Origin of the sequence: Chryseobacterium sp. JK1, from assembly GCF_050632815.1 — a bacterium.
In the GTDB taxonomy this organism is placed as follows: domain Bacteria; phylum Bacteroidota; class Bacteroidia; order Flavobacteriales; family Weeksellaceae; genus Chryseobacterium.
Genome location: NZ_JBODRU010000003.1, coordinates 258,865 through 285,658, shown reverse-complemented (window position 1 = coordinate 285,658; position 26,794 = coordinate 258,865). Strand labels below are relative to the sequence as shown.

Genomic DNA, 26,794 nt, shown 5'->3' with positions numbered 1-26,794 from the left:
AACAGGGAAGTTTACCATTGAAAAATGAAGTAATTTAAGGTTATTGTTAAATAAAATGCCACACGAATCCTTTCGTGTGGCAGTATGAGGAATAGAAAAAAATATTCTGTTACTATATTTTATTATAGAAGTATACTGTTTGATCATACAATCAAACAATAAAATTAATTAAAATTATATAATCTCTATAATTTTAGCATGATCTATTACATTACTCAACCTATCAATCAATAAATTATCAGTACTACTTAATTCCCAAAAACCTCCATCAAAATATGCAATTGTTATATAAATTTCATTATACATTGTTTTTTCTTCATCAATATTGAATCTTTTGAATTTATTTGGCATTTTGTCAATAAGTAGTAATAAATCAAATATCTGATGAAATCCTGAAATTATTGTTATCAATTCATTAAAGCTGAATTTAATTAAGTTTGTGCCTTCATTTACTTCTTCATAAAATTGTATAAATTCCCCTTCAAAATTATCAGTGGGTATACCATCAAAAAATGGAATTGAAAAATAATATTGAGTGATAAGAGAGTCATAATTTATAATTGCTTCTAATATTTTAATCAATTCGCTGCTTTCACTTTCAAAGCTATTTATTTTTAATAATTTATTTTGTGACATTATGGGATAATTAGTGGTGTAGCTTGTTTAGATCTTTGGTATGTTCCTCCTGTTTCATTAGGTTTCCACTCATGAACATGTTTATCAGGATGAACATTAGGGCGACCATGATCTGTAAAATCAATATCTCTAACAGGTTTTCCATTCTTGTCAAATTCTCTTGCTTGATTATATGTTCCTTTTCTACCAACTTTGTTTCCTAATTGAGTGTGTTCACTACCTAATGCTTCAGCATCTGGAAGAGGTTCTCCCTGGCCAGATTTATTTGCGACACGCGGTAAGGGTCTATCTGAAAAATATTTTCCTATATTATCCGGGTTATAATTTTCAAAAGCTTCATCCAATGAATTCTCTATTTTAAAATCCGGTATTTCAATACCTGCAGGATCAAACTCGTGAGGCTCAAATTTTGTCATTTCAACATTATCTATCTCACTTGGTACAGGCTCCATAGCTGGCTCGGCAGCTGGTTCAAAAGGTATTTTAGGTTCCATGAATGGTTCCATTGCAGGCCCTATGGGCTCAATACCTGCATTGTCTAAAAGGATTTCAAAGGGAAAGAATTCTAATCCTTCAAGTTCTATACCATCTACAACCCTATTTTCAGAAAAGTTATAATGAGATTGGTAAGTATATTTTTCACTTAAAGGGTCCACGTTGAAGAACCTTCCTATGCTAGGGTCATAATTTCTCCATTTAAATGAACTCCATCCGGTCTGTTCTTGTTTTTCCTGGCTTTGAAATCCATTGTTGTAGTTTCTATTTAAAGGATAAGTACCAGTACCTCCAATATATTCCATTCCAAACGGATAATAATTGGTTTCTTTATCAATAGTTGTTGCTCCAAAAGCATTTTTATAGTATGATACTCTTATATTATTAACCTGATCTTTGTACTGATAGACATATCGGTTGTAAGCAAAATCATAATACCCTTCTGAGGTAGGATAAAATTGTAAACGTGATAAAATATATTGAAAATTATCTAAATAGTCAGTATCTGTAACAACAAATACTCCTGATCTGGGATTTTTATAGGAATACGTTTGTTGAGCTTTTGTTCCATTTGCTCTATATTTAAAGTCAAGTTTAGCAGTTGTGTTATCAAAAAGAACCTGAGAAGGGAGATTTAAGTAATTATAATTGATCTTTACTATTCCTTTATCTATATGATCTATCATATTTCCATTAACATCATAATTAATAGGGTTTCCGCCTGCAGGATATCCAGTATTGTTATTTTGAGAGTCTGTTACTGTAATGAGTTGATTTCCATTATAGTTGCTGTAGTTCAAATCATCAATTAAGAAAGGGGTTGCACTGTAACCGGAAGAATATCTCTTTAATGTTTTAATATTACCGTTTATGTCATATGTTAAGGATTCTCCATAATGATTCACTGTGGGTAGGGTGGTATATGGCTCTTGATATATTGCATCCTTTAATCTATCAAGTCCATCATATTGATAATAATATCTTCTGAAAATATTACCATTGGCTGAATTCCAATCTACTTCTGAGATGTTTCCATTAAATTTTGGGGTAGAATTTATATTCGCTGGATTCTGATATTTAATTTCATAGCCAAATAATTTACCATTCAAATTCTGCGGCTCATTAATTTTAGTCAACCATCCTCTTATATTATATTTATAGTCAATATCTTGGAGAGGGTTTCCTAAAGTGCCACCAACCTTTTTATTGGTTAACTGGGAGATAACATTATAAGTATTATCACTAAGAAGTTCTTGAGGGAGTCCTGATATCTGATGCCAATGTTTTAATAATCGTAACTGATTATCATATTCAAACGTTTCTTTAATAAATGTTTCAATGTAATTTGCTTCTTTTTTGTGATAGGTATTAGTTTGAAGTATAGCACCAGAATAATCAAGCTTATTCTCAATGGTAGTATATCCTCCCGACGAATATTGATTTTTAGTTCCTATTATTCTTCCTTTATTGTCGTACCATGAATATGTCTTAGTCCATGAATCATCTTCAATATTTTTAACATAACCAGCTACCAGAAGTCCATTAGTTGAATTTGTACTAGATAAATTATCGGTAAGAAGGTTTTGGGAAAAAGGATTTAAAGCCTGAGGGGCATCAACAGGATATGTATCGTAATAATTTACGGTTAGTAAGGTTGTAAATGAGCTAGGATAGCTTGTTGTAAGGCTATAGTACAAATCTAAACCACTTATGGTATTAGATGAAGTACTCCTTTCTGTATTATTACTTCCTTTGGCATTTACTTTGTTTTGTTCTGCTAAGCGACCCGCACTATTATAGTTTTCTATACTAGTATGAATTCCTGTATATGCAGCTCTTCCAAACTTATCGTATGTAGAAAATATCCATTGTTTATTTGCACCAAGTTTGGCATCTTGCGTTAAGACAATTCTATTTTGCTTATCATATACCATGTATTCCCAACCTTTTCCAGGAAGCTTTTTCTCTACAAGCCTGTTTTGAGTGTCATAAATATATTGATAACAAAGCTTTCCAAGAGTAGTCGTATCTAAAAGAGGAGCGACTGTGGCTAGTGGAGGTATTACATAAACAAGTTGATCATATATATTATACACATAATAAGTATCGGCTTTTTCTGTAGCACTAATTATTTTTCGTGTCAAAATAATTTGTCCAAGTTTGTTTTTAAAAGTAATGGTTTCATTTCCATCTTCATCTTTTACTGTATACTTATACAGTAAATTTTCAGGATAAGGCTTAGAAGTAGGTGTCGTATTGGCGAAAATATTTAAAGAGGGATTCCATGTTGAAATTACCTCATATTTTTTTACTCCGTCTGCGAGGATATTGGTTTCGTATTTATAATTAATGGGGGCTGAATCCCATGCGTTTCCTACCTGCTTTTGCTTTAAAACTCTATTAAGTGGAGAAATCTCCATTATGGTTTCCGAATATGCTTTTTCTGCATGGTAAAAATTAGTAACATCTTCTACAGGAAAGCTAATCGAACTGGGGTTCTGAGGATATATATTTCCGTTAGAGGTTGAATTTTCAGGAATTTGCAGATAGTTTTTTGTCTGTAACCCATAACTATCATAAACATTAGGAGTTACAAGATCGTTACCGGCAGGTGTTGCTTTCACTTTAACAATCTGCTTTGATCTTCCAAGGCCATCAAAATATTCAACGGTGTGAATTTGTTTTGCTGTAGAGCTGGTTGCAGTGACCGGTTCAAGATAAACCCTTGTCTGTATATAATTTTCAGTAGCTGTTTGGGCGCTTGCAAAGCCTGTTACCAACAAAATACTGAGTATGTTTAAAAATTTTTTCATTAACAATTATTTAAAAAAATTAACTTTTATCTTAGGTAACTAACTATTGTTTGTAATTGTATTTGTACTCTTTGATAATATTACCATTGATATCATTTTCCCTTATTTCCTTTAGTCTTCCGTTAGAATCATAGACATAATATTCTTTTATTCCAGAAGGAGGAATTATTGTTTTTACTCCAACCAAAGGATCATAAGCTAGGGTAGTTATTTTGTAATTTTTAAGCTGGCTATTAAGTCTGAAAGTGTTTAACGAGGGTATATAGGTTTGATTTTCAAAATTATCATTGGTGTCCAAATCAGAGTTAATTACAATTGGCAAAGATTTATATCCTGTATTGGTATTTTGGAAACCCATTATACTTGCAAGCTGAGCATAAGTAATACCTTCAATTTTGGCAATTGGTTTCGTTTGATTATAGCCCCAGATTACTGTTACTGGTATCCCGTCTTTAGGGGTGTACTGTAATAAATTTCCTCTGTCATCATATAAATCATTGGTTGTACCATCTATAAAAGGTGTATCTGCTACAGCTGTTTGAATTTTCTCCGGAAGTACAAAATTATTGGTAGTGGCATCTTTTTTATAGAGAGTTTTTGACATGGAAACAATCTGAATAGGATAGTTGTTTGGATCTTCTTCCCCCATTGCATCAAGCTCTCCCTTGAAATTATATGTCATGACAGGCTTATTAATTTTATTAATGTTAATAAGGTTTTGCATATCGGATGGGAAATAATGAGGGTAATAAAAGTAGCTAATCTTATATTCAGGATTTTGTATTCCGTTTCCTATAAGATCTCTTGTTGTACGCATATTTTGTACATCATCATATTCAGAATAATTTTCCTGTATCAAATCTCCCGTTGTGTTATATGTTGTTGTTTTGCTATGTACCAAATTATTATATACCGGACTATATGTCTTTTTATTTTGCATTAATTCAGAAAGGCCACCACCAATAGGATCAGAATAAATAGAAGATCCTATAAACTCAACATTATCAGGGTAAGAAATAGGACCTGAATTGTCATAGCTGTTATAAAAATTCTCTTTCTTTAATAATAAATTGTTATTTGAATCATATTGAGAAAGATACTTTAGAGCACCTCTTTTATGACTTTGATCTGCATACACATCATTTCCATAGGCACTGTTGGGAATAATAAACTTTCCTACTGGATTAAATCCCACACCTGCTACTATGTTAGCATATGTGTAATCTGTTCTTGTTTGAATATTGGGATATTCATTATTAGTATATTCATAGATTGACTTTTTCCCATTCTCGTTTTCTTCAACCTGTGAGTAGCCTACAAAGAAATTGTTGAGAAGATCATAGTTTATCTTTGCATTGGTATACAGAAAGAAATATTTTTCAAGCTCAGTATAATTTGATAGGTCTGGAGGGGTTGTTGCTGTTATAGGATACAAAGTTGAAGCTGGATAACCTACGTAAGGGGTATTAAATAAATAACCGCTACTGATAGAAGGATTTTTATTATATTTATAATCTATTGTTCTGGAAGAATATTCATCCTGAATAACTTGTTGTTTCACTCTTACTCCTCCTCCCTTTACTATATTTCCCCATAAATCAAAAGTATTACTTTCCAAAATATAGGTATTTGTTCCTCCTGTAGGAAATGTGACTTTTTTCAATGACCATGTTTTAGATAATTCATTAGGCTCTTTGTCTACTTGACCATTCAACAGATAATGAGTATTATTTGAAAGATTGTAAGGAAGAATGCTGTTTTCTCCTTTTTTGGGATAGAAATAATATTTTGGAGTATAAGTAGCTGGGGTTTCCAATGTAGTTTCTACAGAATTGCTATACCCAAAAATATCTTGAAGAGGAGAACCAATATTAGGAAGTTTATTATCTTCATAGTAATCAAACTGATATTTGTTCTTTCCAGACTCCTGTACAGATATCAATTTTAATCTTTTACTGAATTCATTTTTTTGAAGTGTAGAATTAAAATAAGAATAGTTTAAGTCGACCTGTTTTATTATATTTCCTGCTACATCTTTTACAAGAATGTTAGTAAGTGCTTTGCCATTATACAAATCCTGTCTGTCTATTCCATAATTAAATTCTACAGAACCTCCGCGGAATGTGATTTTTTTGATTCGTTGCACAGAAAGCATCCTGTTGTAATGTTTTCCGTTGTCATTAGCCCATCCAGTAGCAAAAGGCAGGTAATTGGTCGAAGTATGTTTTGAGGGATATGTAGCATCAATACGATAATTCGGACCGTTTGTAATGTCATTATCAATATATTTTGTTGCAGAGTAAGTTTCGTATGTAAAGTTGATTTCCTCATTATTCGTCAAATTTTTCATTTTAGAAACATGCCATGCACTTACTCTAGGATAGGTTCCTTTTATTCTTCCAAATTGTTCTCCTGTACCGAATGCTACTGTAGATGAAGTAAAACTATGAGTTAAGTCCTTATCTTGAAAAGAATATGAAATTCCATTTTTACTGATTAACTCAAAATTTTCATAGTCTTTAATACTTTTATCATTATTGATCCATTGTCCATTATAAGATGACATCAGGTAATTATGGTTTTTTGAACCTATCGTCCAGTTTATTTTCGTTCCTTTTTTATCAAGTTCTACTGCAGAAGTTTTATTATAAAAGTAGAAATTTGTACTAAACTGAGGAGCGTATACTTTAAAGATATCTGGAAAGAAGTCATATTGAACATCCTTTGGATTGTAGAGACTTCCTGATGGCTTATCTAAAAAACCATATTTCAACTGGTAAGAAGTAAGGCTATTATTTATTGTTTCCAAATCTGCATCCCCTACAACAGTTCTATTGACAAAACATGATGATAGGCTCCAGCCTAATCCAACGTCCGAGGCAATACTGTTCACTTGAATTCCTCCCTGAGTATATTCTAATGAAATAGGGTAAACAAGGCCGCCAACATCAATAGTATATATAGGAATTGATAAAGATGCTTTTCCGCTGTAGTAATTTACAGGTGACTCTTTATACTTTATAAAACTATATGCATTCGGAGTGGCAGTATTACTGGTTGAATATGCTAATATTGAACTTGGATCGTCCTGCCCATATACAAGATTAGTGGTAATAAAAGTTGCTATAAATAATACTCTTTTCATGTTATTTTTTTATCAGTTTAGCATTAGCTGTTTTATTGTCATTTGTTTTTATTGTGATCAGATAAGCACCCTGTACCAATGCCTGTGTATTGATCTTCGTTACTTTATTCTTTGTTTTTATATTCTGAAGCTGTCTGCCTCCCATATCATACAGTACAATATCTGCTTCCTTGAAATCAAAACCGATTTCTACATAAGCATAGTCGGATACTGGGTTAGGATAAATTTTAATGTCTTGTTTCTCGATTAGCTTATCAACCTGTTTGTCTCCCAATTTGACGATCTTCCAGTTTTCTTTTCCCAATTCTTCGGCGCTGGTTCCGGCTAGAATAATCGAACCGTCTCTGTTGAGTTTTAAGTCAGATAACCTTTCTTCTCTCTTTCTGGATTCTCCGGTGATGTGTTTTCTCCACTGTTCATTACCATTCTCATCCAGATATAGCATCCAGAAGGTTTCATCATCTTTTTCTATTCTGCCTTCGGCCTGAGTATAACCCCCTAAAAGAATTCCTTTGGAAGATTTATCATCCGCTGAATGCAGTACACTCATACTCATCAGAATATCCCTGTTTTTAAAATTGTAGGATTTTTGCCACTGCTCATCACCTCTTTCATTCAGAGAAATCAACCATAGATCAGTTCCTTCTTCAATACCAACTGTTTTGTTTCCGGATCTTTCTGATCTCGATTCCCCTCCGATAATAAATCCATTAGAAGTTAAAGCCAGTGTTCTGATATGATCGTCTCCTTTCCCTCCAAAGTTCTTTTCCCATTCTACTTTTCCGTTTTTGTCTAATTTGACAATCCAATAGTCTCCTTCACCAAAATTGCTGCTGGCTTTTGGCATCTGGCTAATGGCTGTTGAAGTAGCAGATCGTTGTTCGGGTGCCGAAACTCGAACTTCGGAACTTCTTGAGTAAATTCCCAGTAAAGCGCCTCCATCCTTCGTAGGAATCATTTTCTCTACTTCATCAAGACCTTTTCCGCCTAAAATAAGTTGGGAAAGTTCTTTTCCGTCTTTATCAATTCTACTGATCCAGACATCTTTGGAACCGTATCCTTTTGAAGCATTCTGAACATTTCCGGCTACAAAAAATCCTAAATCCGTCGTTTGAATAACAGATCTTGCTTCTTCATCAGAAGAGGTTCCGAGTGTTTTCTGCCACAACTCATCTCCAAATTCATTGATTCTGATCAGCCAGATGTCAGAACCGCCTTTAGAATCATCTTTTTTATCCAGTCCTTTTCCGGAATAGGAAGTTCCGGCTAAGAGAAAACCGCCATCCTGAGTGGTCACCGTGGCTGATAAATAGTCATGATTATTTCCTGAGAAATATTTTTCCCAGGCTTCTTCTCCCTGTTGATTCAATTTAATAAGATGGAAATCGTACCCATTGTTTTGCTTACTGCCTGAAGCTTGCTGCTTATCGCTTTGAATAGCGCTTCCTGTAATAAGATACTGCTGATCGATCGTGGTGGTTACTTGACTTAGAAAGTCTTGTGTCGAGGATTGGATATCTTTTTGCCAGATAGTTTCCTGAGCACACAAAACTGAAGTAGAGCATAAGAATATTGCTCCCATGTAGAGTTTTTTCATGTCAGTTTAAGTTGGTTATTAATTTGCGTGTAAAGATATTCTTTTTAGCTCACAGTATAAAGGGGTATTAAATGAAATTAATACTGATATTTTGTTTTTTTAATAATTATATAAAAGTATTTATAGGATTTAATAATGATGAAATAAGTAAGGGAAATGAGTATATTTATGTCAGAATTCATAAGTGTATAAAATAATGGATGGCGCTAAATAAATTATATAAAGGACTTTATAGATGTAGCAATTCTATCAGATATGAATATATCTAATTATTATTTTTCAGGATTATGAAAAAAAATGATAATAAAAAGTAAATATTATAGAAATTATAAAATTTGAAAAAGTGTTACAAAATGATAGTTTTTTTTGGTTATTGTATGCTTTTTTAAAGAAATTATCATTTAAATGTATAGTTTTACCTATGAAAATATTAACACAAATGAATCATGGAAAACATCTCCGACCTATTAACGCATTTCAATTTTACCAAAACAAGAAAATCCAGGCAATACTTATTCTCGTTTTTCAGTCAAAAATCTTTTAAAAAAGAAGAGATGTTGAATGTTCAGCAGATTTTGAAACTTTTTTTGGAGAATTTTCAGATCACTGATTTCTATGAAATTAAAGAAAATAGAATTTCTGCTATTCAAAAGTTTTTGGATGAAATTGATGCGAGTCAATATAATTACTTTACAAGCATTAAATATCGTGAATATTTTAAAGAAATAAACACTAATATTTCCTTATTCATCGACTTTTTTTATCATTTTGGATTGTTGTTAAGGAATTTTCAAAAGAAGGAAATCTGCTTGAAGTACTCTTCTGAGATCGACGAAATGATTGTTTTTATCAATTCTTTACCTGTCAATGAATCGTATAATAAGGAGCTTGATTTTAAAAAAAGAAAAGATATTCTTGTCAGAATTACCCCAGCGATTGAAGCGGGAGATTTTGATTTATTTTGGAATTTCTTCTCTATGTTTGATGTGTATTGTAGTATAGCAAAAGGAATTAAATTAAATAATTTGATCTTTCCGGAGTTTAACGTTGAAAATTCCTTTACAATTGAAAACTTCTACCATTTAGATTTAAATAATGCGGTTAAGAATACTTTAGATATAAAGGATAAAAATACGTTTGTTTTTACAGGGGCGAATATGTCGGGGAAATCTACTGCCATGAAATCAATCAGTACCATTGTTTTGCTTGCTCATTTAGGAGTTGCAGTTCCTGCTAGATATTGTAGTATTCCGTTTTATGATCGTATTTTTTTATATTTCTCCGTTAATGATAATCTCAAAGAGGGATATAGTCATTTTGCTCAGGAAATAGTGAATGTAAAAAATGTTTTGTTAGAATTACAATCTAGAAACTGTTTCGTTGTATTTGATGAAATTTTTAGTGGGACCAATATTAATGATGCATCCCAAATTACGGTCAGTACAGTAAATGGATTATCTAAGTTTAAAAATTCTCTTTTTATTTTCTCTACACATTTGAATCTTATTGAAAATCATTTAGCTGAAAATGAAAATGTTTTATTGCTAAATTTAGAATGTCGCTTAGAAAATAATGACCTGTTATTTACTTATAAGTTGAAAGAAGGCTGGTCCAGACTTGAAATAGGAAAATTGCTATTTGACCAATATGGTTTAAATGAACTTTTGAATTCCTGAATTTTCATTAAGCTTCAATTTCAAAGAATGAGAGAAGTAAAATTGAAAATATCAGAGAGTTAAAGAATTTTATTTAGGAGTATATGGCTGAAAAATTAGAAAAAAAAGTAATCTTCCGATCATAAGTAGATTGTTTGTATTCAAATGTAGACTCAGAAGGTGTAACGTCTTTTGACAGTCAAAAATACTTTAAGAGCTTCAATAACGTTGGAGGTAGTAATAATGGAAGCATTATAATTGGTGCAGATGAAACTGAATTGATAAAGATAAGATTTCGCTACTCGAAAAATTATTAAGTAATACAGAAAAAGAGTTGAAAAATTACAAAATAAAATTCGGGGAGCTTTAATAACTCTCTTTTTAATTAATCCAATAGTATAAAAAATGATTGATTGTTAATAATGGTGAAATAGTTAAAAATTGCTAGGGTGTTTTCTTTTACTATATTTGGCAAACAATATGCTATGTAGTTTCGCATGAAATATTTGTTTTTTCTATTACTAAGCATTTCTTTATATGCTCAAAATATCGTTTCGGGAAATACGATCTCGGAACAAGGATATATATTGCAAAATGTGACGGTAGTTAATATTAAGACTAGCGAACAGGTAGTTTCAGATAATCAAGGTTTTTTTAAAATCAAAGCTAATCTGAATGATGAATTAAGATTTATCAAAGAAAAATATGATAGGACTTCAAGAAAGATAAGTCGTCAAGATTTTTTTGATTTAATTTCGGTAGTTCTTATTCAATCACCCGTTGAAATTGAAGAAGTTGATTTAGGTAATGCAACAGGAAATTTTAAGAAGGATATAAGTCTTAGAAATTCTAATAAGAAAACATTACTCAGTGAAGAAATAAAAGATTACATAAAAACGCATCCTGAAGAAAAAAAAGATTCAAGACTTGAAACACCGACTTTTGGGGCTCCTAATATGTATCAAGGACAAGTTAGTATTTTGAGCGTGGGAAATGGTGGCTCTGGAGGAATATTAGGATTAGTAGCCAAACAGATTTTTAAAAAAGATAAACACAAACCTAATTATTTAGAAATTCAAAATTTCCATAGAAAAATAAAAGAATCTTTTTACAGCGACTATTTTGTTCAAAAGGGATTGGACGAGTTTGAATTTGAGGCATATTTGATTTACTTAGATAATAAGTATGAATTTTCAGAAAAAAACTTTAATAATTTTAATACTTTTGAAATCGAAAAAAAACTAAAAAATCTGTTACAAGATTATATCAATAAAAAATAAAATACATTTATGAAAAAAATTATTGGAATTTGTTTCCTGCTATTCTTATTTAATAATTATAATTCACAAAATATAAATGGTGTTGTTTACGATGGTGAAGAAAAAACAGTTTCAGGAGCCGTTATTGGAGTGGAAGGTGAAAATGTAGGAGATATCACCGATGAAAAAGGAGCTTTTTCAATTGACTTTACTAATGTGGATAAAAGTAAAAATCTTATTGCATATTTAGGAGGTTTTGAACCATATAGAATAAAAGTATCAGATTATTTGAATAATAATAATCATGATATTACTTTAAAGGAAAAAGTAGTTAACATACAACAGGTCGTTCTCACACCACAAAAAACTTCTTTAAAAAATCTTGGGGAAAATAAAAAATCAAAAATGAGATATGATGGGTATGACTCCAAAAAGGACAAAACCCTTTTTAGAGAATTTGCCATTAAAATAAAAAATAAGAAACATATTAAAATAAAGAATATTAATATTAATGTGAGTGATTATAAAATTGATACTCCAATTAATTTAGTATTTGATATATATAGTATTAAAAATGATTTACCTAATGAATCATTGATAAGTGAAACTTTGTCAAAAGAGATAAGTAATGAAGATATAAAAAATAATGTTATTAGTTTAGATGTTTCAGACAAAAATATTTGGTTAGACGAGGACTTCTTTGTATCCGTTAGAACAGCTAATGACTTTAAAGGATATATTTATTTTAGCGGAAATATATTCGCTTTTTCTCAGAAAACTTATTATAGAGTTTATTATGGAGATTGGAAAGAATTTTCTTCTGGAGCTCCTTCTATTAATTTAGATGTATTGATTAAAAAATAAATTAATTCATTCGTGACTTTAAAATAGTATTTTCATCTTTTAATTTTTGATTTTCCATCTTCAACTCTTCATTATTTTTTTTAAGTATATTAATGAAGTCCTGAAGGTTTTCTATAATAGAAGGTATTATTTCTAAATACTTTATACCTAGAAACGTATCATTTAAAATAGGACTTTTATGTTTAGAAGGTGTTTTTTTTTCTTCATCTGCTTCAAAGATTTCTTCAACAGAAACTTCTAGAAAAACAGAAATTTTTTCCCATTCTTGTTTGGTGATTTTAACATCGCCTAATTCTTTTCTATTATAGTTTGACACATCAGTAGGTAAGATAGATGCTATTTGTTTTTGGGAGATACCTTTATCTGTACGTAATTTGCGTAATTTGTTTTTCATCGTTTAGTTTGTGTAAATATACAGATTTGTAATAAATTGCATACAAAATGATGCAAAAAAATGCATTTTTTTTTCATTATATAATGAAAATTAGGTTTTATTTTTGAAACGAATTAATAAAATAAACATTCAATATGAAAAAATTATCAAGCTTAAAAAGCAAAGGAACAAGATTAACTAAGTCATCTTTGAAATCAATCGGTGGAGGATATAGCTGGCTTTATTGTGCGACTCACTCATTTGATGTTGTCATTGGAGATGTAACAATCATCCAAGCTCCAGTTGGTGGGGAAGGAAATACAATGACTTGGGCAGAATGTAGAGCAGCTAAATAATCTCTCATTCTATATCAAAATTTAAGCAGGTTTTTTAACCTGTTTTTTTTATGATATTTTAATATAGTTAAGTAATATACTCATGAGGAAAAATTTATTACATAGATTATTATTCCTCAATAATATAAGTTGATTCTTTTAAATATCTTCAGTATCCTTTCAGAAGGGGGCAAAATTTTCACATAGTGTAATGCCTGATTCTGCAGAAAGTGTTTTAAAAATATTATATTCATATTCTGTTAATGAGAGTTTTTATGAATGTTTTTAGATACTTGGTATGAAGATATGTGCTATAAAATGTATTAAAAAATATGGAATTCTTAATTATGATTAAATTTAAAGGCAATTTTGGATATGAAAATAGAAAATATATTTCAAGGTTTGAATTTTATACCTAATTTTTTAGATACAATATTGTATTTACTCAAAATTACGAAAGAAGAGATATAATATATTTTACACAGGATTTAATTGATGATGAAGAAATTTAAAAAATGAAAAGTTTTCCGTTTTATAAACAACCTGACGCAAAAGATTGTGGACCAACTTGTTTGAGAATTATCTCTAAATACTATGGGAGGGAAATTCCATTACAGCATATAAGAAAATTATCAGAGACAACAAGAGAAGGTAGTAATTTAGCGGGTCTTAGTGATGCTGCTGAAAATCTAGGTTTTAATACACTTGGAATGAAAATTAATTTTGAGGTATTAAAAAATGATACTCCCTTACCTTGTATTGTACATTGGAGAAAATCTCACTATATAGTTGTTTACGATATTGATGTCAAAAATGATTCCGTCCATGTTTCCGACCCAGGTTATGGATTAATTACTTACACAAAAGAAGATTTTATAAAATCTTGGATTGGTGAGAGTGCAGATGAAACAACTGAGGAGGGAGTTATATTGGCATTGGAAACGACACCTTTGTTTTTTAAAAATAAATTTGAAAAAAAGGAAAATAAAGCGAGTCTTTCATTTCTCTTAAAATATCTTATAAAATATAAAAGACTTGTTGTACAGTTAATTATCGGATTGTTAATTGGCAGTTTGTTAACTCTGATATTTCCTTTTCTTACACAAAGTATTGTTGATATCGGAATAAAAAGCCAAGATTTAAATATTATCTATTTGATTCTTTTAGCTCAGGTAATGCTTTTTGTTGGTAAAATGGGGTTTGATATAGTTAGAAGCTGGATTCTACTGCATTTATCTACAAGGATTAATATTTCTATCGTGTCAGATTTCTTTATTAAACTTATGAAATTGCCTATCAGCTTTTTTGATACACGAATGACAGGCGATATACTTCAAAGAATAGATGATCATCATAGAATTGAACAGCTATTAACAAACACTTCATTAAATATTCTTTTTTCCATAGTAAATCTTTTGGTGTTCAATGCTGTATTATTTTTTTATGATTATAGATTATTTCTTGTTTATCTTTTTGGGGCAACTTTATACATGATGTGGGTTCTATTCTTTTTCAAAAAAAGAAAGTTATTAGATTATGAAAAGTTTGGGCAAATGTCTCAGGAAAGGAGTAAAGTAATTGAACTTATTAACGGCATGCAGGACATTAAATTGCATAATGCAGAGAAAAAGAAAAGATGGGGCTGGGAAGCAATTCAAATAGAGATATTCAAACTAAGGATGAAATCTTTATCATTAGAACAATGGCAGTCTGTGGGTGGAAACTTTATTAATCAGATAAAAGATGTTTTTGTAAGTTTTCTTTCTGCTAAACTTGTTATAAGTGGTAATTTAACTTTGGGGATGATGTTATCTGTTCAATATATTATAGGACAACTAAATAGCCCGCTTTTGCAATTAATTGAATTTATAAAACAGACACAAGATGCTAAAATTTCATTAGAAAGGTTAGGCGAGATTCACGATAAGGAAGATGAAGAAGTTGAAAGTGAGCAATATGTTTGTGAAATTCCATCAAAAGATATTGAGGTAAAAAAAGTATCTTTTAGATATATAGGTTCAGAAGAGTATATTTTTGAAAACCTTAGCTTAAATATTCCTTACCAAAAAACCACAGCTATTGTAGGAGCTAGTGGAAGTGGAAAAACAACATTACTTAAATTGTTGATGAAATTCTACGAACCTATTGTAGGAGATATAATAATTGGAGATTTGAATTTAAATAAGGTGTCACCCAGATTTTGGAGAGATAATTGTGGAGTTGTTATGCAGGAAGGATATGTTTTTAATGATACGATAATTGAAAACATAGCAGTTGGTGAAGATGTAGTTGTACAAGAGAAATTTAATCAGGCAATTGAGATTGCAAACATCAAAGATTTTATTGAAGGTTTACCACTCAAAGAAAATACTCAAATTGGAAATGAAGGAGTAGGAATGAGTGGGGGACAAAAACAAAGGTTGTTTATCGCTAGGGCTGTTTACAAATCTCCGGAATATATTTTCTTTGATGAAGCTACTAGTTCTCTGGATGCAAAGAATGAAAAAATCATTATGGAGAATTTGAAACAGTTTTTTAAAGGTAAGACAGCTATTGTAATTGCTCATAGATTATCTACTGTTAAAAATGCAGATAAAATTATTGTTTTAGATAAAGGAAAAGTCGTAGAGGAGGGCACACACAATGATTTGATAGAATTACGAGGTGAATATTATCGATTAGTAAAAGATCAATTGGAATTAGGAAATTAAAATGAGCAAAAATAATTTTAAAGATTCAGAATTACGTTCGGAAGGTGTACAAAATCTATTGAATAAAAATCCTCATTGGGCAATTTTAAAAGGAAATCTTCTCATTTCCGTACTATTAGTAATCTCATTATCTCTTGTATGCTATTATGTAAAATATCCAGATTTTGTCAATTCAAAAATAACTATAAATTTTGCTAAGCTTGAAAATCATAATGAATTTATAAATGGTACACTTACAGTATCTCAAAATGAATTATACAAAGTAAAAGATGGGCAGAAAGTAATTGTTAAACTTTATGATTTTCCTTATCAAGAATACGGTGTGTTAAATGCTACAATTCAAAAAGTATCAACGAAAAATCCTAGTATAAATATTATTTTTCCGAAAGGGCTGAAAACATCTTATAATAAAAATATACCTTTTGAAAGAGAGCTTAAAGGAAATGGTGAAATAATAGTACAAGACACCCGGATTATTGAAAAAATATTCAGTAGTATAGAACGTATTTTATAATTCATCAAGTTTTTTCGTATTACAACCATAGCTTTGTATAGATAAATAGAATTATGGTAGCAAAAGAATTTTTACAAAATATGAATAATTTTCTTTTAGAAATTTATGGTAAGGAGATATCCTTTATTGAATCACATTCAAAATGATTCAATAAAGTTCACCGATAGTATTTTTTTTAATGAGGACTAAAAGTTAAAAATTGCTTGAAAATAAAAAAGCAACTTGCTGTAAATTAGCGAGTTGCTTTTGTTTGGTTGTAGACCCACAGGGATTCGAACCCCAGATGACTGAACCAAAATCAGTAGTGTTACCGCTACACCATGGGTCTGTTTTGATGCTGCGAAATTATATAAATTATTTTAAATATGAAAATCAAAATTAAGATTAATTAACATCATTACAGGGATTATTACTTTACTGATTGATATCCAAAGAATTATTTTTTTATTTTTTTTTGAAAAAAAACTGTTTGTACCCAAAAACGGCGGTATTGAAGGTATCCTTTCTTTCTTGTTAATAGAAATAATTAGGGGAAATTCTCGATGGATATTGACTTTTAGGTTCCTGTTATCAGTGCTTTTCTTCTTAGTTATACTTAAATAATAAAATCTTATCTTTGCAAAAAATTGGGCTCCAAAAGTTGGAGTAACCCATTAATAACATATCCTGAGCACAGCAAAAGGATTATTAAACATTTTTTATGTCAAATATTGTCGCAATCGTTGGACGTCCCAACGTAGGAAAATCCACGCTTTTTAACCGTTTATTAGAAAGAAGAGAAGCTATTGTAGATTCTACAGCCGGTGTTACCAGAGACCGTCACTACGGAAAATCTGACTGGAATGGAGTAGACTTTACCGTAATTGATACCGGAGGGTACGATGTAGGTACAGACGATATCTTCGAAGAAGAAATCCGTAAGCAGGTTCAGTTAGCAGTGGATGAGGCTACTTCTATTATCTTCATGATGAACGTGGAAGAAGGTCTTACCGATACTGATTATGAAATTTACAGACTTTTAAGAAGATCCAACAAACCCATTTATATCGTTATCAATAAAGTAGATTCTGCAAAAGAAGAACTTCCTGCAACAGAATTCTATCAGTTGGGTATAGATAAATATTACACTCTTTCTTCTGCTACAGGTTCAGGAACAGGAGATTTGTTAGATGATATCGTTAAAGATTTCCCTACTACAGAATATAAAGATCCTTTTGAGGGATTACCTAAAATTACCATTGCAGGTCGTCCTAATGTAGGAAAATCTACAATGACAAATGCTTTATTAGATGTAGAAAGAAATATCGTAACAGATATTGCTGGAACAACAAGAGACAGTATTCAGACTTTGTATAATAAGTTTGGACATGAGTTTGTATTGGTAGATACAGCTGGGATGAGAAGAAAGTCTAAAGTAAATGAAGACTTGGAATTCTATTCCGTAATGAGATCGATCCGTTCTATTGAATATTCTGATGTGGTGATCATCATGGTAGATGCTACACAGGGATGGGAATCTCAGGATATGAACATCTTCGGGTTGGCACAGAAAAACAGAAAAGGAATTGTAATTCTTGTTAATAAGTGGGATTTGATCGAAGACAAGCAGACAAATACGATGCGTGATTTCGAAAAATCTATTAAAGATAAAATCGGTCAGTTCCAGGATATTCCAATTTTATTCGTTTCAGCGTTAACGAAACAGAGAATCTTAAAAGCTGTAGAACTGGCTATGGAGGTTTATGAAGACCGTAAGAAGAAGATTAAAACTTCAAAACTGAATGAAGTAATGCTTCCGATTTTTGAAAATACACCACCTCCGGCATTGAAAGGGAAGTATATCAAAATTAAATATTGCGTTCAGCTTCCTACACCATCGCCACAATTTGTGTTCTTCTGTAATCTACCACAGTATGTGAAAGAACCTTATAAGAGATTTACTGAAAATCAATTGAGAAAACAATTCGGATTCACCGGAGTTCCTATCGAGGTTTATTTCAGACAAAAATAATTGAATACCATTCGTAAAAAAGCTGTTTCATTTTAGAAACAGCTTTTTTTTAAGACATTAGTTAAAGTTTTGTGTACTTGCGGTAGAAATAGGATTTTTAATGGCTACAACCATTTTTCATAAACCAATCTTACAGGTCTGTACCCTTGTGAAGCAAGCCATCGTTGCATGGTATCATTGTTACAAAGAGTAAGACGGTAAATTTTTCTGATATTCTGATGAGAATACATTTCTTCAAAAGCCTTGTTGAGCGCTGAGTAAATTCCCTGCTTTCTGAATTCTTTCTTTACATATCCTTCCGATACATACAAATCATTTCCCTCTCCAAGTTCAAAATTACTGTCATCTCTTTCATCTATATATCCGAAGAGAAAACCAATGGCTTCTCCGTCTATTTCGGCAATTAAAAATGAGCCTTCATTCTCTTCCTCACATTCTGCCATGAAACTTAAATAATTTTCCCGGATTTGGTTCCAGTCGGCGGTTTTATCATTCATTTCCTTTTCGGAGATGTGAAGTTCACCTACCAATTCATCGACAATAGGAAGATGGTCTGAAATTTTTATTTTTTTGATGGAATAGCTCATCATACTTTTATTTAAAGGATTGAGAATTTTAGTTTTCTGTTTTTCATTATTTCCCTCTCAATGGGCTTCCGTACCAGGAAGTATTATCGGATAAAACTTCTCCTTTCATTACAAGGGAAAGAGCATCGATATTAACGTTGTTTCCAATCTCACTGTCGTAGAGAATAATGGTTCTTGAGTTGATGGTGGTTTGGCTTCCAATGGTGACACTTCCCACTTTCATGATTCTGTCTTCAAAAAGGTGAGTCTGAGGACCACAGTCTTCATTCAGCATGGTTTCATCTCCGATAGATACCATATCGAATTCAGTAATATCAGTAGTATTTAGCCATACTCTTTTCCCGATTTTTACTCCAAGGAATCTCATAAAGAACGGCAACCAGAATGTTCCACGAAGAAAATCAAGGAAAAACTGTACGGGAAGAGCTTCGTAGATTGTAGTAATTCCCTCACTCAGCCATACTTTCATACTGTACATCGGCATTTCCGTTTTCTTGTATTTTCCGACAAATATCCATTTTAAAATAACTGTGAAAAAGAATGAAGGAAGCGCAACTATTCCTAAATAATAAAGCGGAGCCAAAAGTAAAAGATATTCAAGTTTACCCTCAAGATAAGGACTTGTATAGGCAATAAATAAAACACTGCAGATAATAACAACCGTTTGCGGAAGAATAATTCTGATTCCTTCTACAATAGCCCTGGCCAGTTTGAGACGGAAAGGGGGATTGTACGTAAGGTTGTCTTTAAACACATCAGATTTTTGTCTGGCAGGAAGCCCGATAGGAGGAGAGCCGAACCAATCTTTTTCCGATGAATTGTTTAGTTGCTCTTCAGACGGCGCTTTGCTTAATACTCCGATCAGCATATTATCTCCCAATTCATAACCTTGAGGAATGAGTCCACTGTTTCCTACGAAACTGTTATTTCCTATAGTCGTTTTGGATAAGATTAGCTTTTCATTTCTTACATCATGTTCGCCGAGAATAACTGCATCAGCAATGAAAGATCCTTCCCCAATTTCTAAAAGATGGTGAGAAACATCGCTGGCAGTAGAAATCTCTGAGTTTTTACCCACTTTGGCACCCATCATTCTGTAAAATTTACTGATGTAGATGGAGGCAAAAAGAGGATGGACAATAATAAGTGACAGGTTGAAAATCTGATCCTTTATCCATTTTTTATAATAGGTAAAACTGTAAACAGGATAAATTCCCGGCTTCATATTGTATTGTAAAATCCTGGTCAGTACACTTACCACCCCTATAAACAATAAGATGTATACCGTAGAAAGTATAGGAGCCTGCCACAAATAATAAAAATTATAATCTGAGGAACGGTCATCCAGATAGTAAAGCGTATAAAGAGTAGGTGCTAGAGGTAATACAATAAGAAGAGGAAAGAAAAACAGCGAGCAGGCATACAAAAAGGCAAACCTGTTTCTTTTTGCTGTGGAAGCCAGTTTGGGAGCTTTAACTTCGTCTCCGGATTTCACTCTTACTTTTTCAGCGGGGCTTCCGTTCCATACTTCTCCAAAACCTATTTTTTTTCCTTCATTAAGACAGCTTAGATCCTGGAGCTCTCCAAATTCTTCAATAACAGTATCTCCGCAAACGATAACAGAAGATCCTAAATAGGCATGAGCCTTAATATGTACCTTTCTGATTCTTAAAACACCATTTTCCACAGAAGCATTGTCGATACTGCAACCGGAGCTGGTATTCACGTTTTCATCAATTGTTACCAGATCTTCTGCAGCAATAGGAAGCAAACTTAATTGGGCGCTTGGATGTACTTTTACCCCCAGAAGTTTTAGATATTTGGGATATAATGGTGTTTCTACAATAAATTCAGAAGGCATTAATCTTTTAATTGTTTTCCATAGCCACCATCTGAAATAATACCATCCCCAGAGTGGATAGTCCCCTTCTTTTATTTTTCCGATAACCAGCCATTTGGTTAATAAGATAATGGTAGAATATACCGGTGGAATCAAGGTGTACAATAAAAAAGCGCTTAATAATGCATAATGCAGTCCATATCCATTAAGCTGAAAATAGTAATAGCTCAGATAAGGAAAAAATATCTGAATACTCAATAAGCCAAACACAACAAGTAGACTTATCGTTTGCGCAATATTACAGGCAATATATTGTAATGTGGAAACCCGTTGAAAAGGCTCCTGATGTGATGTCTGCTGGGTGTTTTTATTTTTTAAACACTCTGAATAAGCAGATAAAGGTCGGTTTTCATAGATTTCCTTTAATGAAGCTGTCGGAATTCCTGCTTTTTGACGCAAATGAGAAACAAGAGTAGCTGCCAATAAAGAATGCCCTCCCAAATCGGTAAAAAAGTCCTGAGTAAGATTAATTTCTTTTCCGGGAAATACCCACTTTAAAGTTTGAATAAGTTTTTCCTCGGTCGGAGCATTGGGATCAATATGTATTTCTTCGTTTTTCTCATGCACTGTAAAGCTTTCCGGTAAGGGAAGTTTCTTTCTGTCGATCTTGCCACTTGGCATTCTCGGCATTTCCTTCATTTGAACAATTGAAATAGGAACCATGTAAGGCGCCAGAAATTTAGCGAGCTCTTTTCGCATTTCATTTTCATTGAATGAGGAATCATTGCCCATGACCACATATCCTACCAATTGTCCCTGTTCGTTAGAATCTTCTTTTACAGCAACCGCAGCAGAAGAAACGTCCTGAAGCTGATTCAGTCGGGTTTCTATTTCGCCAAGTTCTATTCTGTATCCACGGAGTTTAATCTGGTCATCTATTCTTCCCTGAAATTCAATAAATCCATCTTCCCGTATAATAACGGCATCACCGGTTTTATAAATCGTATCACCCGGCATATCTTCAAAAGGATTGGGAAGGAATTTCTGTTCTGTAAGTTCGGGGAGATTAAAATATCCATTGCTTACACCGGGACCGGAGATGATCATTTCACCTCTTTCTCCTCGTGGAACAATATTCATGTGTTCATCAACAATCGCAATATGATAGTTGGGAAGTGGCGGCCCGATGGTCAGCTCATCCTGGCTGGTTAAAATTGCCATATTGGAAGATACGGTAGTTTCCGTAGGTCCGTAGCTGTTAATGAATGTTCTGTAGGGTTTTGCCCATTTTTCCTGAACTTGTTTGGTACAGGCTTCTCCTCCCGTATTAATGAATCTGATTGCAGGAACTTCGTCAATAATAGCCAAAATACTTGGCACAGCATGAAGAACGGTAATTTTGTTGTGTGTTAAGACTTCACTCAGCTCATCTATTGCCTTTACCGTGGTAGCATCTGCAATCCAAATAGTGGCTCCCGCAAACAGGCTGATCCAAACTTCCTCACACCACATATCAAAAGACACAGAAAATCCCTGATATACAACATCGGTGTTTTGTATTCCTATAAAATCCTGTTCAGAACGAATCAAATGGCAGATATTTCTGTGGGAAATAGGAATGCCCTTAGGATTTCCTGTACTTCCGGAAGTAAATAACACATAAGCCCAATGATCCGGGTTAGAATCTAATATAGGAAGAGAAACGTTATCTTGTGGTTGTGAAGGTATTTCTATGGGTTGACAATGGATGTGTGCGTCAGTATCCGAAAAATAGGTTTTTACCTGAATGTCAGAAAAAACTTTTTTTATTCGGTCTTCAGGCATTTCACGGTCCAAAGGAATATAAGCTGCCCCAGCTTTTAAAATTCCGAGTATGGCAACAGGAAGTTCAAGACTTCTGGGATACCATACTCCTACACAGTCGCCAGGTTGTACTCCCTGGTTTTGGAGTTCTAAGGCAATAGCATTGCTCCAGCTGTCGAGTTCAGCATAGGAAATCTTTTTATCTTTAAATATAAAAGCTGTTTTATCTTTATATTTTTCAAAAATGGGAACTAATAATTCAGGCAGAGTTTCATTTTTTATCAGCTCTGGACTGATTTTTCCTAATATAAGGCTTTTCATCACGTTTAATAGTTAAAATATGGGTTAGGGAAAACTTTATAAATATACTTTATTTCTCCTCATGCCCAATCTTTCAATTCGTTTTTTAGTTGTAATTTTGCAGGAATTAATATCAATTAACTGAAATTAAAAAAAAATAAAATTTTCATGCTTACTATTTTATCGCAAAACTTCTCTCTTGTTAATGAATGGATAAACGAACTTCGAAACGTTAACGTCCAGCATGACCGAATGAGATTCAGAAGAAATATGGAAAGAATCGGAGAGATTGCTGCTTTTGAAATCAGTAAAGGACTGGAGTATAGGGATGTTGAAATTCAAACTCCATTAGATACCATCCAAAGCAGAGAAATTGCAGTACAGCCGGTTATTACCACTATATTAAGAGCAGGAGTTCCTTTGTTTGAAGGTATCCTGAATTATCTGGACAGAGCCGACTGTGGTTTTGTTGCTGCTTATAGAAAACACGATGCCAATGACTATTTCTCTATCAAGCAAGACTACCTTACGTGTCCAAGTATTGAAGGCAGACCCCTGATCGTAGCTGACCCAATGCTGGCAACAGGAGCATCTTTAATAGAAGCAATCAAAGACTTGTTAACGAACGGAAATCCAATCCAACTTCATATTGTAGCGGCTATCGCTTCAAGACAAGGGGTAGAGACTGTTCAGAACGCTTATCCTGATGCTTATATCTGGGTAGGAGCTATAGATGAAGATCTTACCTCGAAAGGATATATTACTCCAGGATTGGGAGATGCCGGAGATTTAAGCTACGGAGAAAAACTTCAACGATAATTTTAAGAGAGATTCCAGAAATCTTTCATTACATCTAATAATAAACTTGGTCGTACTTTATCCATCGGATGCTTTGTATCTGGGAGTACGGCCAATTTTGCATTAGGAAGGGTTCTGTAAACGTTCACACTTTCTTCAATGGTCACCATATTATCCTGATCTCCCACCATGATCTGAACCGGGATCTGAATCTCCGTTAAATTATTTTTTAAAGGTGGATTTTTACCTAAGTCAACCATAAGATCTGCAATAGCGGGAAGCAGTTGTTTCCATTTTTGTCCATGCTGAGATTCTAAAAGCTGGGCATATTTTGGAACTTTTTCAAGAATGGCGTCAGGGTTCAGCATTTTACTTTCCTTTAAGGCCTGCTCTTCAGTCCAGTCAAATTTTGTTCCCAGAGTGATAATAGAATTTATATTTTCGGGATTTTTCATAGCGTAGCAAAGAGCTACATAGCCACCCATGCTGTGACCAAAAAGAGAAATCTCTGTTAAATTATTCTCTTTGCAGTATAGATCGAGCTCTTCAGTATATTTTTCGGTATTAATGCCGCCTGCTGGAAGCTCCGTATCGCCATGTCCTGAAAATAGAGGAGTGTGCACTGTAAAGTACTGCGATAATGTTTCTAAATAGGGATTGAAAATGTCACTGTGACCTAAAGCTCCGTGTAATAATATCAGATTTGGCATATGGTATTGAGTTTTCGGAAAATTAGCAAAAAGAATTGAACGGTGAAAGAACAAAATGTCACAAAAGCTACTATTTTAAGCATCTTCAGCCATTACAAGTATGCTAATCTTATTGTTTCCTGCATTCAGAAGTTCCCATGCAATAGAAGAAACAGTATTTCCTGTTGTGAAAACATCATCAATAAGTAAAATACTTTTACCTGAAATACTTTCTGTGACGGAAAATGGATTTTCAGTTTCAGTACGATGTTTTTTATCCTTCAACGCCTGGGCTTTCGAGTAATGATTTCTTTTGATGAGTTTGTGGTTAAAAGGAATTTGATAAAAAGCAGCTAAAGTCTCTGTGAATAGATGAAGCTGATTATAACCTCTTTCTTTAAGCTTTTTAGGATGTAGAGGGACGCTTACCATAAGATCTGGCTTTTCATTTTTAAAGTCCAGCCGCTCGGTGGTCCAGTTAGCCAATATTTTTCCGGTTTTTTCCCGGTTTCTGTATTTCAGTTCATGGATGATTTTTCTGGTCAGGCTTTCTTTTTCAAACTGAAATAAGGAAAAAGTATGTTCAACAGGAAAAAGCAGGCTGCATTTTTCTTTTATCGGGTTATTTTCAGAATAATGATAATGAGTAAAACGAATTTGGCTAAAACAAATATTACAGACCAGCAGTTCAGAATCTATAATCCTGTTGCAATGAATGCACCGGTTGGGAAACAATAAATCTAATATCATTGATGTGTTTTTTACTAAGGTATGAAATCCTTTCTTTAATCAAAAGATAAAAATTGAAAACTGAATATTTTTGAGGTCTGATTTCAATGGATACAAACTTAATAACCAACTATTTCATTTGACGATATTCAATTTCCCATCTCTTTTCTGATTTTTTCAATCGAGCTTTTCATACTCATATTGAAATGTTCTTTTTCCAGGCGTAGAGGTGATGCTTGTCTTACTTCACAGTCAGCGATACTGCAGGATTCACAGGTTACACCGACATTAATAGTTTTTAAAGATGAAGACTTGATAAAGCTGATCTTTTTTATAGTCTGTGTATTCAGCAAAATCCCAAGACAGTAGCTTCTGTTGCTTCCATCGGAAAAAGGATTTTTTTGAGAAGTCGAAATCACCAGATAACTCACTCCCTGATCCTTGTAATGGGAAATCTGAGCATCCGTCAGTGTTTCATTTTCCTTTAAATAATGAAGGTTCCTCACAGCGATCCATCTTCTGCAGTAATGTTCGTTGGTTGCATTGGCGTGAGGAGCTTGCTGGTGGTTGAGGTGTAGCTCTTTTAGAATCTGTATTTTATCTGAATCTTTCTTTTTTACTAAACATAAATAAAACAGATCCTTAATGCCCATTTCGGCAGAAAGAATATTAGTGAGTCGGTAATAGAATGTTTCAGGTGAATGGGTAAAACTATTGATTAAGCTTTCAAAATTTTTAGGCTCCCATTGATTTTGGCGGAAAAATTCTGAAGTTTTTTCAATAACAGGTTCCTTAGATATGAGTAATGCTCCGGCAAAATAAGAGGCGTAAAAATTATTCAGGATTTCTTCAAAACTTTCAAAATCAAGCCATGAATAGGTGTTGGGACGGGTTTTTGATTCTAAAACATTAAATCCTATCTCTTTTGCCAGAATAAAAGTTTTCTGATCTTTTTCCAGTTTTTTATTAAGAAGCAACAAGTTTTTTTCTGGAATAAAAAGAGACCGTAAATGATCCAAAGTTCCATACTTTTCAAAATCTTCAGATTGAATGGTGTAGCTGAACTTCTCTGTTAAAATTTTTTCAAGAATATCAGATTTTAAATTTTTGTCAACCTGCAATCCGTTTTCTTGAATAAACAGAGTTACTTTTTCTTCAATTTCAGGGAAGTAATTATCATATAACTCTTGAAATGACCGTAATACCGCAAAGTAAAATCTTTCTTTTCCAAGATTATAATTCTGGGAAATTTCAATCAGCGCATTGATAAAAGCAGTTACCTTTTTCGGGGCATCGCTGATAATACTGATGAGATTATTTTTGTTGATGCCAAACAGTTCCAGTGGTATTTCTTTGAAAAAATCCGACTGTAGAATCTCATTAAAAGGAGCCAGACTTTTGTCAAGCTTAGTAGAAACCAAATCGTCAAAAGTACAATTCAGAGCTTCTGAAAGTTGGATGATTTTATCGTGTTTCGGGTACTTTTTTCCGTTTTCAATTTCGTTGAGGTAAGATTTTGATAATCCGGTTTTTACAGCAAGATCCTGCAAAGACCAGTTTTTCTTTTGTCTCTGCTGCTTCAGCTTCAGTCCGAAAACCGTTTTGATAAAGTCGCTTTCTGAATTCATTGCTCAAATATA

18 protein-coding genes and 1 tRNA gene are annotated in these 26,794 nt (G+C 32.8%); 8 read left to right on the top strand and 11 right to left on the bottom strand.

Features of this window, described 5'->3' with window-relative positions; all coding sequences use genetic code 11:
• Positions 1-174: 174 nt before the first annotated feature.
• From ACQ76T_RS17985 to ACQ76T_RS17970, 4 genes are read right to left on the bottom strand one after another with little or no spacing between them, the layout of a single operon-like run.
• Positions 175-636 carry a hypothetical protein gene (locus tag ACQ76T_RS17985; RefSeq protein WP_431344635.1) on the bottom strand — a complete coding sequence of 154 codons (462 nt, stop codon included), beginning with the start codon at positions 634-636 and terminating at the stop codon, positions 175-177.
• Positions 636-3,944 (bottom strand): DUF6443 domain-containing protein, encoded by a 3,309-nt coding sequence (locus tag ACQ76T_RS17980; RefSeq protein WP_431344634.1) that lies wholly within the window; start codon positions 3,942-3,944, stop codon positions 636-638. Before ACQ76T_RS17980 ends, ACQ76T_RS17985 begins: the two co-directional genes overlap by 1 nt.
• Positions 3,945-3,987: 43 nt before the next feature.
• Positions 3,988-7,089, bottom strand: coding sequence for a hypothetical protein (locus ACQ76T_RS17975; protein WP_431344633.1), 3,102 nt, complete (start codon positions 7,087-7,089; stop codon positions 3,988-3,990).
• A gap of 1 nt (position 7,090) precedes the next feature.
• Entirely contained in the window at positions 7,091-8,686 is a 1,596-nt protein-coding gene (locus tag ACQ76T_RS17970; protein ID WP_431344632.1) for a T9SS type A sorting domain-containing protein, read from the bottom strand.
• 554 nt (positions 8,687-9,240) lie between these two features.
• On the opposite strand from ACQ76T_RS17970, the gene ACQ76T_RS17965 reads away from it, so the two are divergent.
• The 3 genes from ACQ76T_RS17965 to ACQ76T_RS17955 all read left to right on the top strand — a co-directional run bounded on the left by ACQ76T_RS17965 (position 9,241) and on the right by ACQ76T_RS17955 (position 12,464).
• Positions 9,241-10,362, top strand: coding sequence for a MutS-related protein (locus tag ACQ76T_RS17965; RefSeq protein WP_431344631.1), 1,122 nt, complete (start codon positions 9,241-9,243; stop codon positions 10,360-10,362).
• 575 nt (positions 10,363-10,937) lie between these two features.
• Positions 10,938-11,621 (top strand): hypothetical protein, encoded by a 684-nt coding sequence (locus ACQ76T_RS17960; protein ID WP_431344630.1) that lies wholly within the window; start codon positions 10,938-10,940, stop codon positions 11,619-11,621.
• Positions 11,622-11,630: 9 nt separating this feature from the next.
• Positions 11,631-12,464, top strand: coding sequence for a carboxypeptidase-like regulatory domain-containing protein (locus tag ACQ76T_RS17955; protein ID WP_431344629.1), 834 nt, complete (start codon positions 11,631-11,633; stop codon positions 12,462-12,464).
• A 1-nt stretch (position 12,465) separates the two neighbouring features.
• On the opposite strand, the gene ACQ76T_RS17950 is transcribed toward ACQ76T_RS17955, so the two are convergent.
• Positions 12,466-12,858, bottom strand: a complete 393-nt coding sequence (locus ACQ76T_RS17950) for a helix-turn-helix transcriptional regulator (RefSeq protein WP_431344628.1) — start codon at positions 12,856-12,858, stop codon at positions 12,466-12,468.
• A 134-nt stretch (positions 12,859-12,992) separates the two neighbouring features.
• Here ACQ76T_RS17950 and ACQ76T_RS17945 point away from each other — a divergent pair, with 134 nt between their 5' ends.
• From ACQ76T_RS17945 to ACQ76T_RS17935, 3 genes are all read left to right on the top strand, one after another.
• The gene (locus ACQ76T_RS17945; protein ID WP_431344627.1) at positions 12,993-13,193 is read left to right on the top strand and encodes a hypothetical protein; all 201 of its coding nucleotides are present in this window, start codon (positions 12,993-12,995) and stop codon (positions 13,191-13,193) included.
• A 494-nt stretch (positions 13,194-13,687) separates the two neighbouring features.
• Positions 13,688-15,883 carry a peptidase domain-containing ABC transporter gene (locus ACQ76T_RS17940; protein WP_431344626.1) on the top strand — a complete coding sequence of 732 codons (2,196 nt, stop codon included), beginning with the start codon at positions 13,688-13,690 and terminating at the stop codon, positions 15,881-15,883.
• Between the two features lies 1 nt (position 15,884).
• A complete protein-coding gene (locus ACQ76T_RS17935) occupies positions 15,885-16,397 on the top strand; it encodes a hypothetical protein (RefSeq protein WP_431344625.1) in 513 nt (170 codons plus the stop codon).
• Positions 16,398-16,654: 257 nt separating this feature from the next.
• On the opposite strand, the gene ACQ76T_RS17930 is transcribed toward ACQ76T_RS17935, so the two are convergent.
• A tRNA-Gln gene (locus ACQ76T_RS17930) sits at positions 16,655-16,725 on the bottom strand.
• A gap of 372 nt (positions 16,726-17,097) precedes the next feature.
• On the opposite strand from ACQ76T_RS17930, the gene der reads away from it, so the two are divergent.
• Positions 17,098-18,408 (top strand): ribosome biogenesis GTPase Der, encoded by a 1,311-nt coding sequence (gene der, locus ACQ76T_RS17925; RefSeq protein ID WP_431344624.1) that lies wholly within the window; start codon positions 17,098-17,100, stop codon positions 18,406-18,408.
• Positions 18,409-18,512: 104 nt separating this feature from the next.
• On the opposite strand, the gene ACQ76T_RS17920 is transcribed toward der, so the two are convergent.
• Both ACQ76T_RS17920 and ACQ76T_RS17915 read right to left on the bottom strand, forming a co-directional pair.
• Positions 18,513-18,998: a GNAT family N-acetyltransferase gene (locus ACQ76T_RS17920; RefSeq protein WP_431344623.1), complete on the bottom strand. Its 486-nt coding sequence runs from the start codon at positions 18,996-18,998 to the stop codon at positions 18,513-18,515.
• 43 nt (positions 18,999-19,041) lie between these two features.
• Positions 19,042-22,959 carry a Pls/PosA family non-ribosomal peptide synthetase gene (locus tag ACQ76T_RS17915; RefSeq protein ID WP_431344622.1) on the bottom strand — a complete coding sequence of 1,306 codons (3,918 nt, stop codon included), beginning with the start codon at positions 22,957-22,959 and terminating at the stop codon, positions 19,042-19,044.
• A 147-nt stretch (positions 22,960-23,106) separates the two neighbouring features.
• Between ACQ76T_RS17915 and upp the strand changes: the two genes are divergently transcribed.
• Positions 23,107-23,757: a uracil phosphoribosyltransferase gene (gene upp, locus ACQ76T_RS17910; protein WP_431344621.1), complete on the top strand. Its 651-nt coding sequence runs from the start codon at positions 23,107-23,109 to the stop codon at positions 23,755-23,757.
• Between the two features lie 2 nt (positions 23,758-23,759).
• Here the strand turns inward: upp and ACQ76T_RS17905 are convergent, their stop codons facing one another.
• The 3 genes from ACQ76T_RS17905 to ACQ76T_RS17895 form a co-directional block, all read right to left on the bottom strand.
• A complete protein-coding gene (locus ACQ76T_RS17905) occupies positions 23,760-24,446 on the bottom strand; it encodes an alpha/beta fold hydrolase (protein WP_431344620.1) in 687 nt (228 codons plus the stop codon).
• Between the two features lie 75 nt (positions 24,447-24,521).
• Positions 24,522-25,175 (bottom strand): ComF family protein, encoded by a 654-nt coding sequence (locus tag ACQ76T_RS17900; protein ID WP_431344619.1) that lies wholly within the window; start codon positions 25,173-25,175, stop codon positions 24,522-24,524.
• Between the two features lie 128 nt (positions 25,176-25,303).
• Positions 25,304-26,782: a helix-turn-helix domain-containing protein gene (locus ACQ76T_RS17895; protein WP_431344618.1), complete on the bottom strand. Its 1,479-nt coding sequence runs from the start codon at positions 26,780-26,782 to the stop codon at positions 25,304-25,306.
• Positions 26,783-26,794 lie beyond the last annotated feature (12 nt).

Bases quoted from the DNA above. Each gene is read 5' to 3' on its own strand.
- ACQ76T_RS17985 (WP_431344635.1), bottom strand. From the start codon at position 636: ATGTCACAAAATAAATTATTAAAAATAAATAGCTTTGAAAGTGAAAGC.
- ACQ76T_RS17980 (WP_431344634.1), bottom strand. From the start codon at position 3,944: ATGAAAAAATTTTTAAACATACTCAGTATTTTGTTGGTAACAGGCTTT.
- ACQ76T_RS17975 (WP_431344633.1), bottom strand. From the start codon at position 7,089: ATGAAAAGAGTATTATTTATAGCAACTTTTATTACCACTAATCTTGTA.
- ACQ76T_RS17970 (WP_431344632.1), bottom strand. From the start codon at position 8,686: ATGAAAAAACTCTACATGGGAGCAATATTCTTATGCTCTACTTCAGTT.
- ACQ76T_RS17965 (WP_431344631.1), top strand. From the start codon at position 9,241: ATGTTGAATGTTCAGCAGATTTTGAAACTTTTTTTGGAGAATTTTCAG.
- ACQ76T_RS17955 (WP_431344629.1), top strand. From the start codon at position 11,631: ATGAAAAAAATTATTGGAATTTGTTTCCTGCTATTCTTATTTAATAAT.
- ACQ76T_RS17950 (WP_431344628.1), bottom strand. From the start codon at position 12,858: ATGAAAAACAAATTACGCAAATTACGTACAGATAAAGGTATCTCCCAA.
- ACQ76T_RS17945 (WP_431344627.1), top strand. From the start codon at position 12,993: ATGAAAAAATTATCAAGCTTAAAAAGCAAAGGAACAAGATTAACTAAG.
- ACQ76T_RS17940 (WP_431344626.1), top strand. From the start codon at position 13,688: ATGAAAAGTTTTCCGTTTTATAAACAACCTGACGCAAAAGATTGTGGA.
- ACQ76T_RS17935 (WP_431344625.1), top strand. From the start codon at position 15,885: ATGAGCAAAAATAATTTTAAAGATTCAGAATTACGTTCGGAAGGTGTA.
- der (WP_431344624.1), top strand. From the start codon at position 17,098: ATGTCAAATATTGTCGCAATCGTTGGACGTCCCAACGTAGGAAAATCC.
- ACQ76T_RS17920 (WP_431344623.1), bottom strand. From the start codon at position 18,998: ATGATGAGCTATTCCATCAAAAAAATAAAAATTTCAGACCATCTTCCT.
- ACQ76T_RS17915 (WP_431344622.1), bottom strand. From the start codon at position 22,959: ATGAAAAGCCTTATATTAGGAAAAATCAGTCCAGAGCTGATAAAAAAT.
- upp (WP_431344621.1), top strand. From the start codon at position 23,107: ATGCTTACTATTTTATCGCAAAACTTCTCTCTTGTTAATGAATGGATA.
- ACQ76T_RS17905 (WP_431344620.1), bottom strand. From the start codon at position 24,446: ATGCCAAATCTGATATTATTACACGGAGCTTTAGGTCACAGTGACATT.
- ACQ76T_RS17900 (WP_431344619.1), bottom strand. From the start codon at position 25,175: ATGATATTAGATTTATTGTTTCCCAACCGGTGCATTCATTGCAACAGG.
- ACQ76T_RS17895 (WP_431344618.1), bottom strand. From the start codon at position 26,782: ATGAATTCAGAAAGCGACTTTATCAAAACGGTTTTCGGACTGAAGCTG.